The following is an 11,869-nucleotide window of genomic DNA, read 5'->3' on the forward strand; positions in this document are numbered from 1 at the left end:
TTAGTATCTTTCTTTTGACACTTTAAGATACAAAAAAGGCGTAGAAAAATTTCTTCTTCTACGCCTTTTTTCACTATTGGACTTTTTCAGTGCCCTCCTATAAAAGTAAAGGGCTCTCTTATTTTAAGCTATTGCTTATTTGCAGCAGCTTGTAGGTTCTGCACAAACTGTTTTAGGGCATTTCTGGCCTTTAGGGCAGCTGGTACAAGTAGCCTGTTTAGCTTTTACTTTCTTAGCTTTAACAGGTACATTTGCGAATATTGAGGTAGCTGCGAACAAGATCGTCAGCACACTTAAACTTACTTTTTTCATTATCTTTAAATTGAATGTTAAATATTGAACTATACAACAGTTTAGGCGCTTCGGGCATTATTTAACAGGCTTTTGGCGGCTTCCAATTTGCAGGCGCATAAGCAGATAGTGCGCCAATTATATAAAGAGGAAGGGGCTTCACTTGGTAATGCGCAAATGCCACAGGGAGCTGCACAGGTTCGACGGTTAAGAAACCACAGGTGCTGCATAACAACATCATATTGCAGCCAGGTTTGTCACAGCCATCTTTTGGCTCGTCCGTATTTTTTTGATGACATGCAGTTTTGTCCGCCATCTTCTGGCAACAGTCTTCTTTAACCGCAGCTTTCGCGACAGGTGCAACCATTCCGCCAACAGAGGACAAGAACAGGATACATACCGTCATAAAAAGCGCTAAAGACTTCATTACTACAAATAACGCAGATTTTTGATTAATATTCCAATGATTTATCAATGTTAATGAAAGATGACATTGCAGATATTAGAGTGCTGGTAGCGGCACCCGATAAAAGCGTCAAGCGTGAGCTATCGAAAGGGATAACAGAAATCGTTTGAAAACTAACCGTTAATAAATCAGGGGAAAGGGGCACAAAAGGAAAGCAATTCCTTGCTTATTTAATCACAAACGTATTAAGCCAGTTAGCTGTAATAACACCAGCATAGTTAAATAGCGATGCCTTGTTGTTGTCTAAAATATCTACTGTGGCTGCCTTCGTGCCTCCGGGACAAACTGCTATATAAATAGATAGTCCTGTTTTAGGGGTGTATCTTAAAGTACCAACTCCTTCGTCATTAAACATGAACGGGACGGCAGTTTCACCAATTTTAGCTATTGCGCTGCAATCTTTACAGCTTACACGTATCTGCGCCGTACCTGTTGTGCCATTGTACCAATATTCCGGGTTTGAAGTATTAGTAGGATTGTAGCTGGTGGTTTTTACAGAGTCCGCTTTTGTAGCAGTCACGGTGGCTGTCGCAGCCTTTGCTATAACCGGCTGTGCGGGGCTGATTGCCGAAAGGTTCTCCTTCTTACATCCCATAAAAATCAGGGATAACATAACCAGATAAATTGATTTTTTAAATTGAAGTTTATTGTGAGTAGTCATAGCCTTACTCACCAAGGCAAAAAGCAAACCAACCACCACTTTAAGTACGAAAAAGCAGTATTGACTTCAGACCTGGCTAACCGATTTCTCATTACGGGGCAAAGATTACCCGATTGTGGGGACGCCCTTAATTTTCCTACTGTAGCGCACCCCTGTCCTACCCCGCTCTGGAGTGGGACGATTATGCTAGTTGTTTAACAATCTATCACCGGTAAAACATTTGCAAACCAACTTACGAATTATTTACTTTACGGTATTAAAAACGGGCGTGCCAACTACCAATGCGTCACGGAGCCAATCGAATTTTAATATTTTTCAGGTGGTGCAATTTTATTATCTTAGCTTTATAAGCATCTTACAAGCGATCTTTTAACCCCACTTTGCTGTAAGAGGCCTATATGTATGGAAAGAAATGATACAGATAAACTGGTGATCGCTAATGAACAGCTCGCATTTCAGAATAAAGAAAAAAAGAGCCGTGCAGCAGAGCTTGCTGTAGCTAACAAGGAACTTTTATTTCAGAACGCAGAGAAAGAAAACCGGGCCGCCGAACTCATCACCGCCAACAAAGAACTTGTTTTTCAAAACGAAGAAAAGGAAAACCGCGCCGCTGAACTAATTGTGGCAAACAGAGAACTGGCTTTCCAAAATCAAGAAAAAGAAAATCGCGCAGCCGAACTTATTATCGCTAATAAGGAACTGGCTTTTCAAAATGAAGAAAAAGAAAATCGGGCGGCTGAACTGGTGGTAGCGAATAAAGAACTTGCTTTTCAAAACGAAGAAAAAGAAAAGCGGGCGGCAGAACTGGCTATAGCGAACAAAGAGCTGGCTTTTCAAAACGAAGAAAAAGAGAACCGGGCCGCTGAACTTAACATAGCAAACACTGAACTTTTATTTCAGAACGCAGAGAAAGAAAACCGGGCCGCCGAACTCATTACCGCCAACAAAGAACTTGTTTTTCAGAACGAAGAAAAGGAAAACCGGGCCGCTGAACTAATTGTGGCAAACAGAGAATTGGCTTTCCAAAATCAAGAAAAGGAAAATCGCGCAGCCGAACTTATTATCGCTAATAGGGAATTGGCTTTTCAAAATGAAGAAAAAGAGAATCGCGCGGCCGAACTGGTGATAGCGAATAAAGAACTTGCTTTCCAAAATTTAGAAAAAGAAAACCTGGCGGCAGAACTGGTTACCGCGAATAAAGAACTGGCTTTCCAAAACGAAGAAAAAGAAAAGCGGGCGGCAGAACTGGTTATCGCCAATAAAGAACTGGCTTTTCAAAACGAAGAAAAGGAAAAGCGGGCGCAAGAATTGATCGTGGCCAACAACGAATTAAAAAAGGCGGAGGACGATATTAGAAAACTAAACGATGAGTTGGAACAAAAGGTTATTGACAGAACGGCCCAACTAGAATCGGTTAATAAAGAACTGGAATCATTTTCATACTCTGTGTCTCATGATCTTAGGGCACCTATCCGTGCTATTAATGGCTACACGAAGATATTAAAAGAGGATTACGAGGAAAAGTTGGATGATGATGGGATAGATATCCTACATTCTATCATCAACAATTCTAAAAAGATGGGGAATCTTATAGACGACCTCCTTGCATTTTCAAAACTAGGCAGAAAACAGGTAACTGTTTCAGAGATCGATATGAACGATTTGGTCCACTTAGTTACAGAGGAGCTGATGAACGATGTTCCTGACCTTAAGCCCGTCTTCAAAATAACACCGTTAATACCTGCAAACGGAGATCGATCTTTAATTAAACAAGTATGGATCAACCTGATCTCTAACGCTATAAAGTACTCCAAATACAAAAAGGAAATTACCGTAGAGATTGGCGCATACAAAAAAGATAAATTTGTAGTATATTATGTTAAAGACTTTGGTGCGGGCTTTGATATGGAATACTATGATAAACTTTTTGGCGTTTTTCAACGACTGCATTCGCAGGAAGAGTTTGAGGGCACAGGCATTGGCCTGGCCATCGTGCAAAAAGTTGTAGATCGGCATCACGGCAAGGTATGGGCCGAATCAGAATTAGATAAAGGTACCACCTTCTATTTCAGTTTACCACAAAATAACCGTTAAATATGACTTACGAAAACATTGAAATTTTATTTGCAGAGGATAGTAAGGATGATGCCATACTAACTATCCGTGCCCTTACCAAAAGCGGTTTCTCTAACAAATTACATCATGTTAAAGATGGGGCCGAAGCGCTTGACTTTATTTATTGCCGGGGAGTTTATACAGGGCGTAACCCGAAAGAGTACCCCAAATTGATCCTTCTTGATTTGAAGATGCCCAAAGTATCTGGCATAGAAGTTTTGGAAAAGCTCAAATCTGACCCGCTTTTTAGGTCTGTGCCGGTGGTTATGCTAACGTCTTCAAACGAGGGCCCGGACATTGAACAATGCTTTGCCCTCGGCGCAAACAGCTACATCGTAAAACCTGTAGATAGCGACAATTTTTTTCAGGCAATTAAAGACATCGGCATATACTGGATGATTCTAAGCCAACCGGCCCACTGATAATATAGTGGCGTTATAACAACTTTTTAAGATACTTATTACATGATAGCTGAGGCGAAAATTCTTATCATCGAGGACAATAAAAGTGACGCGGATTTGCTTTGCCGTGAATTGAAAAAATCAGGCTTGATATTTAAATCGGAAGTAGTACAAACCAAGGCAACTTTCGAAAATGCATTACAGCTTTTTAGGCCCGACATTATCATTTCCGACTATTCACTGCCATCGTTTGACGCTGTTACTGCCTTCCGTATCAAACAAACCAATTATCCGCTCATCCCGTTTATTATCGTTTCCGGAATCATCGGAGACGAAAACGCAGTAGAATTGATTAAAGAAGGGGTTACCGATTACGCGCCTAAAGCTAAACTGTTTACTTTACCAACAAAAATTACCCGGGCACTTAAAGACGCTGAGGATAAGAAAGAAAAGGCACTTATTGACGAAAAGCTAAAAATTCAGACTGCTGAGCTGATCATAGCCAATAAAGAACTTTTGCTTCAAAACGAAGAAAAGGAAAGGCGTGCTACAGAGCTAGTAAACTTATCCGACAGTTTACACAAGCAAACGGAAGAGTTAAGCCTTGCTAATGACTTGCTTATTATGCAGGAAGTAAAAGTTCAGGCTGTAAATGAACAACTTACCGAGTTAAATCAAGAGCTGGAGTTTAGAGTTACCGCTCGGACAAAAGCATTGACCGAAAGTGAGCACCGCTTTCGCAATATGATGGAGACTATTCCGCAAATAGCCTGGACAAATACAATAGCCGGAGAATTTATCTTTTATAACCGACGTTGGTACGACTATACCGGCTTAAGCCTTGAACAAACCAAAGATACCGGCTTACGGCTGGCTATTCATCCTGATGATTTGAAAAATAGTTCAGGCTGGTTTACTATGATCAGGGAAAAAAGTGAGGGTGGCGAATTTCAGCTCAGGATAAAGAGAGCCGACGGTGTATATCGCTGGCATCTGTTAAGGATGATGCCTATTAAAGATGAACAGGGCGAAACGCAACAGTGGGTTGGGACAGCGACTGATATTGAAGAACTCCGGTTATTACAACAACAAAAAGATGATTTTATCAGTATTGCCAGTCATGAACTGAAAACGCCTTTGACGAGCTTAAAAGCGGCATTGCAGTTGCTTGATCGGATGAAGGAGGCGCCATCTGCAAAGATGTTGCCGATGATAGTGCTGGCAAACAAAAGTCTTGATAAGGTAAATATCCTGGTTGCTGATCTGTTATATGCCAGTAAGGTTAATGAAGGACAACTACACATTGATCCTAAAAACTTTGTCCTTTCCAGTGTTATCCTGGACTCCTGTCAATTTATCCGTGCAGAAGGTGTTTACAACATCCAGACTTGTGGCGATATGAATGTGGAAGTTTACGCAGACCCTGTACGAATTGAACAGGTGGTGACCAACTTTATAACCAATGCCATTAAATACGCGCCAGAATCTAAACAGATAACGATCAATATAAAGAAAGTGAAGGGAATGGTCAACGTGTCGGTGATTGATAAAGGCCCTGGGATCCCGGCAGAAAAGCAGCGATTCCTTTTCGACCGCTATTATCGCGTGGATAACCGCGGCAGCCATTATACCGGCCTGGGATTGGGCCTCTATATTTGTTCAGAGATTGTAAAAGCCCACCACGGGGAAATAGGCGTGATAAGTGAAGTAGGAATGGGTAGCACATTTTGGTTTACTTTGCCCGTAGCTTAACCACACAGACCTTGCGTTAGCATGCTTCCGCTTTACTGCACCTACGCCAACATCCGCTCCACCACCTGCAGCATATTCCCTTCAGGATCTTCAAAAGCCCTCACCCTGCCGCCGCCGATGGCTGCTATTAAATCGCTTGTCCAGGTAATGTTATGCGTGTCGAGGTGGGCGATTGCCTGCTCAATATTGCTAACCCGCAAGGCCAGGTGAGACCAGCCCGGTGTCCAGGTAGTGCGCTGTGGTCGCAGGGTATCATCAATAGGCATTATCTCTAACAGCGAGCCATCCGGCGCACGCAGCATCCATACGGGTTTGTCGTACCGGTAATATTTCGTGTAGCCCAGTACATCGCAATACCAATCGGCCATTTTATCTACATCAGCCACCGCAATAGCCGGGTGATCAACGCCCGTTAAGCCCAAATGAGTTACTGTCATATATGCAAGGTAATAAATTGGCGGGGCGTATACCTTAATAAGGTAGGCTAACCACCATGTTTTCTTATAGAAACATCAATGTTTTAGGGGTAAATACCAATCAAAAACCGTTAATAAACCACGTTTTACCCACACAACTTGTTTCAATTATCAAAAAAGTACAGTAATTTTCAGTCTTTATAACCCCCTAAAAATCAATAAGATAAAATCAATCCTGACGTATAAGTTGTTTCATTTTGTTTCACGGCGCTTTTATAAAAAATTAACTGTCAAATAGTTAAGTGAAAATCTTGTTTCACTTGTTTCATCTGTGTCACACACACGTGAAACAAACGCAGCCTGTGCTACACTGGGATAGGTTTAACGGCAATTAAAAAGCCTCTAAGCAAATGCTTAGAGGCTTTTTAAACCCGTGCGCCCACCTGGGCTATTCCTGTATCTTATAATGTCGCTGATATTCAATCACTTAAATGGCATTTTCATGACTATGGTAGCCATGCTGGTATCCTACCTCTCAAGCATACTCAAAAATACTAAAAAATATCGGTTTTCCCTATAATTAAAAATCATGGTTCCAGGTTCGAGCCCAACCAAGGCTACCAGTGGATACGCTTGCAAAATGCAGTCGTGTAAAACAAAAATGAATGGCTGATTTTAAAAGGTAGCATCAGGTCAATAACTGTTGCTACGGTCTGTCAACTTGTTATTCAGACAGATACAAAGGTCTCGGCTATTGCCTTTTGTAATGTTGTTTCCACATGGCATTGTACCGCAAAATCCGGCCATGATTTTAAGACATCTTCTATATGCCTGATGATCTCATCGGGCTTTTTAATGGTCATTTGCCGGGCTACTTCCAATAGGTCTTTACGGTCTATACCTTGTCTCTTTCCATTTACGCTTAACGATTGCTGACTTACCCAGGGACTGTCCGGGCGGTAGGCGTGGCAAACATCATAAGCCGGGGCTAATGCCCATTGCCCGCTTTTATCCATTGTAAAGGCGAAATTTTTTGTATGGTCGTCACAATTTCTTGCCAGCACATTAAAAACCATCCGGCGGTACATTTGCTCGGCCTGCGGATAGTCCAACCGCAAGGTGCGCATGGTTTGAAAAAGTTGTTCGTAGCTGTAAGAACCCACCTGGCTAAAATCAAAATGCTGTATAGCGCAAAAGGTTTGAACGTGAACCTTGCCCTTATCCGGAATGCGGTCAAACCGCCTGGTCATAAAGTGTGCCCGTCCATGTTCTTCCAATAACCGGCACTCGGTCATTTCAATGCCGCAGGCCACCGCCATTAAATGGTAAGCCATCTCAACACGCCCGTAATCACTTGAGGTGCCGAATTGCGCATCATGCACCCCGTCAAATTTAATGAGCCATTGAGTAAACCCCTTTGGTGCTTCGGCTTGTCCACTTCGGACTTCACCCGTTTTTGGATTGTACGCGATAACAGCCTTAGCCCGGGCACCACCGGCGGAGGTGCCGATCTTTAAAATGTCCAGCAATCCCTTTTCCTCATCTTTGGAAAGGTCAGTATGAAAGTCTTTTCTACCCGATAGTATAGCTTCCGATATTTCAACCAGGCTATCTACTTCTAACTTGGTAGAGGTGTTCCTGCCTTTTGGTTCAACAGGTTCAAATTCCAGCGCTCCCATACCACGTTGACCGATAAAACATAACATTTCTACCGGGTTCATACTATCCGCAGGGCGGCCAACCCTTGCCAGCCAGGCATTGATTAAGGTGTTTCCATAGCGGTCAGGTAAAACATCCGCTAACAGTCCGGGTAATCCCTTAAAGGTTTGGCTTTCTCTTAATTCGGGGAATGAAAAGATCCTTCCGTTTGCAGCATTAACAGGCATTTTTAGCGGGGCAATATTCAAACCTTTGCGTAAAAAGGCAGGTTCAAATTCAAAATTAGCCACTCCCTTATCAGCATCCCATGCTATTGCGCCAACACGCTCATCCCAAAGATTTATAAATGCACTATTGATCATTACCAGTTAACTTTAGTGTTGGGGATATCATTGTTGTTATTCCTCGCTCTTTGTCTTTTCTGCTGATCCAGCTTAGCTAAAGCTAAGGGACTTACTTTTTGTTCTACTTCAAAAGTTCGCAGTATAGGTAATTGGCCCAATACTCTTAAGATCTGCAATAAAGAAAGTAGTGTACCGCCATTCCCTTTTTCGATCTGGCCAACGGTGGAACGGTTGATTCCGGCGGAATCCGCGACTTGTTGCTGAGTTTTATTTTGTTGTAAACGACTTTCCTGTATGAACTGGCCGATAAGGGTTAAAATGCCCTGATCGCTCATGGCATACCAATCCGTGTTAGTTTTTTCCATCACTAAATGCTTTTAATGGTATTAATGCTTGCTTTTATCAACAATAATACAATTTTTTTACAACAATACACTGCTTTATCTAATAAATTATGTTTGTTTATTCCATCATTAACAGCAAATATGAGGTTTAATGATTGAATTTAGCATCATCTATCGTAATGTAGAATTAATTAAGGAATACTATTTTTTAAATTCACCTTAATACGTCACCAGGCGCATGTTCCCGATCGGTACTTTTCAGGTAATCATGATTATCAGCTAGTAATCGAATTGCCAAGATATAAACATAGTTTGTTTATTATGCAAATTGTAAGTAATTTTTATGTATTTTGTAAGTTTATATTATGTAAATTGTAAGTAATCTTTATTTTTGCTTAGATTTATAGCTATGAGCAAGTTTATTCAAAGACAAATCGCGCCTATTATAAAGGCTCAAACAAGCAAATTTCCGGTATTGGCTGTTACCGGTCCAAGACAGTCGGGAAAGACCACTTTGTTAAAAGAGTTGTTCAGTGATTACAGGTATGTAAGCCTTGAAAACCCCAATACCCGCTCGTTTGCGTTGGATGACCCTATTGGTTTTCTAAATCAGTATGATCAGAAAGTTATTCTTGACGAGGTGCAGCGGGTGCCGGAGCTATTTTCTTACATACAAGGCCGAGTTGACGAATCTAAAATGATGGGACAATATATCTTATCAGGCTCTCAAAATTTTCATCTTTTAAATAACATTACTCAAACGCTGGCAGGTCGGGTTGCTTTATTCAAATTACTGCCTTTAGACTTTACAGAGTTAAAACAACAGGATCTATTAGCAAATTCGTACACACAGGCGAGTATCAAAGGATTTTATCCGGCCATATTTGACAGGGATATTGATCCGGCTATTTTTTATGCGAATTATATTCAGACATACATAGAAAAAGATGTGACAGAATTAATGAATATAAGGGATCTTAAGCTATTTCGCACCTTCTTAGGTTTGTGTGCCGGTCGTGCCGGACAATTGCTGAATTTTAGTGCCCTGGCTAATGAGTGCGATATATCACATAACACCGCCAAAGCCTGGCTTTCTATACTTGAAAGCAGTTATATCGTATTTCTTTTGCAGCCTTACCACCAGAACTTCAATAAACGATTGATCAAAAGCCCTAAATTATATTTTTATGATACCGGTCTTTTAAATCACTTGTTAGGAACAAGAACTACTGAAGAATTGGAAGAGAACAGACTGAAAGGGCACATATTTGAAAACATGATCCTGGCAGAATATCAAAAACAGAACCAGCATTTATACTTACATCAGGACTATTATTTTTGGCAGGATAGCAACGCGCATGAGGTTGATCTGCTCATGAAAGAGGGCCAGAACTTTTCCATTTTCGAGATAAAGGCCACACAAACTATTAGCACTGGTTTGTTTAAAGAAATGGACCGGTTTGAAGAAATTGCCGCTCCTGCAAAGGTAAATAAGACGTTGATCTATGGCGGATCTGAAAATGAGAAAAGGACAAAATACCACGTCGTAAGCTGGCAAAACATATCCTGTTAAGAGGAGTTTTTATAGCAGTCAGCCCATAGCAGCGCCCCGTGTTTTGCACCGCTAAAAACAATTAACAGGCAAATCACGGGGCGAAAAAAGGCTCCCCGGTGGGGAGCCAAATTATTTTAAAGTTCAATAACGATACCGTCCTGACAGTCGGCAGCTTCTGCCTCGGCTTCTTGTCGTTCTTCAAATACTTTGTTTTGTCCGTTCTCGTCTGTTACGATGATGGCGTATTCTGCACCACCATGCATTTCTATAACTATGTAATTCATGATTGTAATTGTATTAATTTTTGATAAATATCTTCCCAATAGCTTTGCAATCGCTCATCCGCTAATCGGTGTTCAGGATTTAGGTGTGCATAATAGCGGTAATCATCGGCCTGCATAATGGCCAGTTGCAAGTTATCTATTTCGAGGTCAAAGCCGTTTAAATCTGTGATTTTCATAATTGTGCTGTTAAGCCACTTTAAGCGGCTGTGTCCTAAAATCTTTCAGGTTCAGGAAAAACCCACGGTTGAATAAAATCCCCTCCCGAAATAATTGCCATAATAGGGATGCGCCACAATTTGCTAAAGCAGAGTTAATGAACAAATCCTGCTTGGTGAGTGCTTCGGCAAGCGAGCAACTCGGCGTATTGTCTGCCTGTTCAGACGATAATAACAATTCCTTAAATTCATCGGTAACCAATGGCAGGCTTTCTACTGGTCGGTATAAATCCGAAGCAGGTTGCTTTATTTTTTCCAATGTGGACAATATCACCTGACCGCTTGAACGGCTGTTGCCAAAGTCCATCCAGTATTTGACATGGTTACGGCCACCGTAATTTTTAGCAAGATTTTTCAGAATTTCGGCTATATCGTAGCGAGCCTGTACGGTGTCAACGCAGGAAACCGTGATGATGGCACTTGCCAACTCCGTATCAGACAGGGATTTCTTATCATAAAGACAGGTTTCTGCTTTCCAATTCGTACCGAAAAAGCGGTTGATGCGGTTAATTAAAGCAACTGATTTATATTGCCCTAATTCTGCTGTGGTAAACAACTGCCTGCCGAGGTTGGCGGTATCAACGGTATCATCATCGAATACCCTGACAAATAATCCTGCATGGCCTAAAGTGATAAGCGCATGGTTCATCCTTGCCAATGCAGTCAATACCTGACCACCTGTACCGCCTGCGCCAATCAAATTAACGGTAATAGGGTTATAGGGCTGTAACAATTCCTTTTGCACGATATGGACAGCAGGTTTATCTGTTTTTTTAGTTTTCATAAGATGATTTGTTTAAGGGTCAAACTGGTTTGGATTAATTCGTTCTGCGGGAACTGCTGACCCGTTCCTGCAAGGGAACGCCACAAATCGGTGGTATTGGATTTGGTGCTGTTATTGCCGTTAATGGAATGGCTGAAATTGCTGTTAAAAAAATACCGCTCCCATGTTTGCATAAACTCCTCTAAACAGGTGCTTTTGGCAATATTGATCTGCACCGTCCCCATACAGACCTGCCCACCTGCATAGATATTGAGGTAAGGGGCGTGGCAAAGTTTCGTGTTTTCCGTGGGCTTGGCTTTCCCTTTTAAAGCATAAACGGCTAAACGTTCCGCATTGGCTTTCCAAAGCATGGCAGGGACATGAAATTTGCCTGACGGAATATGCAGGCCATCTACAAAGAATAAGTTTACTTCCTGCGGTGGCGTGTACCAAACCGCATAGCCGTTCGCCTGCTGATTGACATATAAAACGTTTTGTGGCAATAAGCTTGATATTCCGGGGATGTTGACCACCTGATTCCGTGGCAAAGTGACCATGCAATTAGCTGGCGAACGATAGCAGCGAGAGCTGTAAAAACGTTTT

Annotated in this window: 14 protein-coding genes; 4 read left to right on the forward strand and 10 right to left on the reverse strand. The window is 41.7% G+C overall.

Annotation, left to right across the window (positions count from 1 at the left end):
• Window positions 1-135: 135 nt before the first annotated feature.
• From ACFSYC_RS19380 to ACFSYC_RS19390, 3 genes are all read right to left on the reverse strand, one after another.
• Window positions 136-312 carry a hypothetical protein gene (locus tag ACFSYC_RS19380; RefSeq protein ID WP_377130518.1) on the reverse strand — a complete coding sequence of 59 codons (177 nt, stop codon included), beginning with the start codon at window positions 310-312 and terminating at the stop codon, window positions 136-138.
• 61 nt (window positions 313-373) lie between these two features.
• Window positions 374-766: a hypothetical protein gene (locus ACFSYC_RS19385; RefSeq protein WP_377130520.1), complete on the reverse strand. Its 393-nt coding sequence runs from the start codon at window positions 764-766 to the stop codon at window positions 374-376.
• 157 nt (window positions 767-923) lie between these two features.
• A complete protein-coding gene (locus tag ACFSYC_RS19390; RefSeq protein WP_377130521.1) occupies window positions 924-1,352 on the reverse strand; it encodes a hypothetical protein in 429 nt (142 codons plus the stop codon).
• A 468-nt stretch (window positions 1,353-1,820) separates the two neighbouring features.
• Here ACFSYC_RS19390 and ACFSYC_RS19395 point away from each other — a divergent pair, with 468 nt between their 5' ends.
• From ACFSYC_RS19395 to ACFSYC_RS19405, 3 genes are read left to right on the forward strand one after another with little or no spacing between them, the layout of a single operon-like run.
• Window positions 1,821-3,512, forward strand: a complete 1,692-nt coding sequence (locus tag ACFSYC_RS19395; RefSeq protein ID WP_377130522.1) for a sensor histidine kinase — start codon at window positions 1,821-1,823, stop codon at window positions 3,510-3,512.
• A gap of 2 nt (window positions 3,513-3,514) precedes the next feature.
• Window positions 3,515-3,955 carry a response regulator gene (locus ACFSYC_RS19400; protein ID WP_377130523.1) on the forward strand — a complete coding sequence of 147 codons (441 nt, stop codon included), beginning with the start codon at window positions 3,515-3,517 and terminating at the stop codon, window positions 3,953-3,955.
• A gap of 42 nt (window positions 3,956-3,997) precedes the next feature.
• A complete protein-coding gene (locus tag ACFSYC_RS19405; RefSeq protein ID WP_377130525.1) occupies window positions 3,998-5,686 on the forward strand; it encodes an ATP-binding response regulator in 1,689 nt (562 codons plus the stop codon).
• A 41-nt stretch (window positions 5,687-5,727) separates the two neighbouring features.
• Here the strand turns inward: ACFSYC_RS19405 and ACFSYC_RS19410 are convergent, their stop codons facing one another.
• The 3 genes from ACFSYC_RS19410 to ACFSYC_RS19420 form a co-directional block, all read right to left on the reverse strand.
• Window positions 5,728-6,123: a VOC family protein gene (locus tag ACFSYC_RS19410; RefSeq protein WP_377130526.1), complete on the reverse strand. Its 396-nt coding sequence runs from the start codon at window positions 6,121-6,123 to the stop codon at window positions 5,728-5,730.
• A 707-nt stretch (window positions 6,124-6,830) separates the two neighbouring features.
• Window positions 6,831-8,123 carry a type II toxin-antitoxin system HipA family toxin gene (locus ACFSYC_RS19415; RefSeq protein WP_377130527.1) on the reverse strand — a complete coding sequence of 431 codons (1,293 nt, stop codon included), beginning with the start codon at window positions 8,121-8,123 and terminating at the stop codon, window positions 6,831-6,833.
• On the reverse strand, window positions 8,123-8,470 hold the full coding sequence (locus ACFSYC_RS19420) for a helix-turn-helix domain-containing protein (protein WP_377130528.1): 348 nt from the start codon (window positions 8,468-8,470) through the stop codon (window positions 8,123-8,125). The genes ACFSYC_RS19415 and ACFSYC_RS19420 overlap by 1 nt, the downstream gene beginning before the upstream one ends.
• Window positions 8,471-8,858: 388 nt before the next feature.
• Here ACFSYC_RS19420 and ACFSYC_RS19425 point away from each other — a divergent pair, with 388 nt between their 5' ends.
• Entirely contained in the window at window positions 8,859-10,022 is a 1,164-nt protein-coding gene (locus ACFSYC_RS19425; RefSeq protein WP_377130529.1) for an ATP-binding protein, read from the forward strand.
• Between the two features lie 116 nt (window positions 10,023-10,138).
• Here ACFSYC_RS19425 and ACFSYC_RS19430 read toward each other — a convergent pair whose 3' ends face one another.
• The 4 genes from ACFSYC_RS19430 to ACFSYC_RS19445 all read right to left on the reverse strand — a co-directional run.
• Window positions 10,139-10,288 carry a hypothetical protein gene (locus ACFSYC_RS19430; RefSeq protein WP_377130530.1) on the reverse strand — a complete coding sequence of 50 codons (150 nt, stop codon included), beginning with the start codon at window positions 10,286-10,288 and terminating at the stop codon, window positions 10,139-10,141.
• Window positions 10,285-10,464: a hypothetical protein gene (locus ACFSYC_RS19435; RefSeq protein WP_377130531.1), complete on the reverse strand. Its 180-nt coding sequence runs from the start codon at window positions 10,462-10,464 to the stop codon at window positions 10,285-10,287. Before ACFSYC_RS19435 ends, ACFSYC_RS19430 begins: the two co-directional genes overlap by 4 nt.
• A 10-nt stretch (window positions 10,465-10,474) precedes the next feature.
• A complete protein-coding gene (locus ACFSYC_RS19440) occupies window positions 10,475-11,287 on the reverse strand; it encodes a PRTRC system ThiF family protein (RefSeq protein ID WP_377130532.1) in 813 nt (270 codons plus the stop codon).
• Window positions 11,284-11,869: hypothetical protein (locus tag ACFSYC_RS19445; protein ID WP_377130533.1), on the reverse strand; the 586-nt coding region annotated here is incomplete at its 5' end. The genes ACFSYC_RS19445 and ACFSYC_RS19440, both read right to left, overlap by 4 nt.

This window comes from Mucilaginibacter antarcticus (assembly GCF_042686155.1).
In the GTDB taxonomy this organism is placed as follows: Bacteria; Bacteroidota; Bacteroidia; order Sphingobacteriales; family Sphingobacteriaceae; genus Mucilaginibacter; species Mucilaginibacter antarcticus.

Bases quoted from the DNA above. Each gene is read 5' to 3' on its own strand.
- ACFSYC_RS19380 (WP_377130518.1), bottom strand. From the start codon at position 312: ATGAAAAAAGTAAGTTTAAGTGTGCTGACGATCTTGTTCGCAGCTACC.
- ACFSYC_RS19390 (WP_377130521.1), bottom strand. From the start codon at position 1,352: ATGGGATGTAAGAAGGAGAACCTTTCGGCAATCAGCCCCGCACAGCCG.
- ACFSYC_RS19395 (WP_377130522.1), top strand. From the start codon at position 1,821: ATGGAAAGAAATGATACAGATAAACTGGTGATCGCTAATGAACAGCTC.
- ACFSYC_RS19400 (WP_377130523.1), top strand. From the start codon at position 3,515: ATGACTTACGAAAACATTGAAATTTTATTTGCAGAGGATAGTAAGGAT.
- ACFSYC_RS19405 (WP_377130525.1), top strand. From the start codon at position 3,998: ATGATAGCTGAGGCGAAAATTCTTATCATCGAGGACAATAAAAGTGAC.
- ACFSYC_RS19410 (WP_377130526.1), bottom strand. From the start codon at position 6,123: ATGACAGTAACTCATTTGGGCTTAACGGGCGTTGATCACCCGGCTATT.
- ACFSYC_RS19415 (WP_377130527.1), bottom strand. From the start codon at position 8,123: ATGATCAATAGTGCATTTATAAATCTTTGGGATGAGCGTGTTGGCGCA.
- ACFSYC_RS19420 (WP_377130528.1), bottom strand. From the start codon at position 8,470: ATGGAAAAAACTAACACGGATTGGTATGCCATGAGCGATCAGGGCATT.
- ACFSYC_RS19425 (WP_377130529.1), top strand. From the start codon at position 8,859: ATGAGCAAGTTTATTCAAAGACAAATCGCGCCTATTATAAAGGCTCAA.
- ACFSYC_RS19430 (WP_377130530.1), bottom strand. From the start codon at position 10,288: ATGAATTACATAGTTATAGAAATGCATGGTGGTGCAGAATACGCCATC.
- ACFSYC_RS19435 (WP_377130531.1), bottom strand. From the start codon at position 10,464: ATGAAAATCACAGATTTAAACGGCTTTGACCTCGAAATAGATAACTTG.
- ACFSYC_RS19440 (WP_377130532.1), bottom strand. From the start codon at position 11,287: ATGAAAACTAAAAAAACAGATAAACCTGCTGTCCATATCGTGCAAAAG.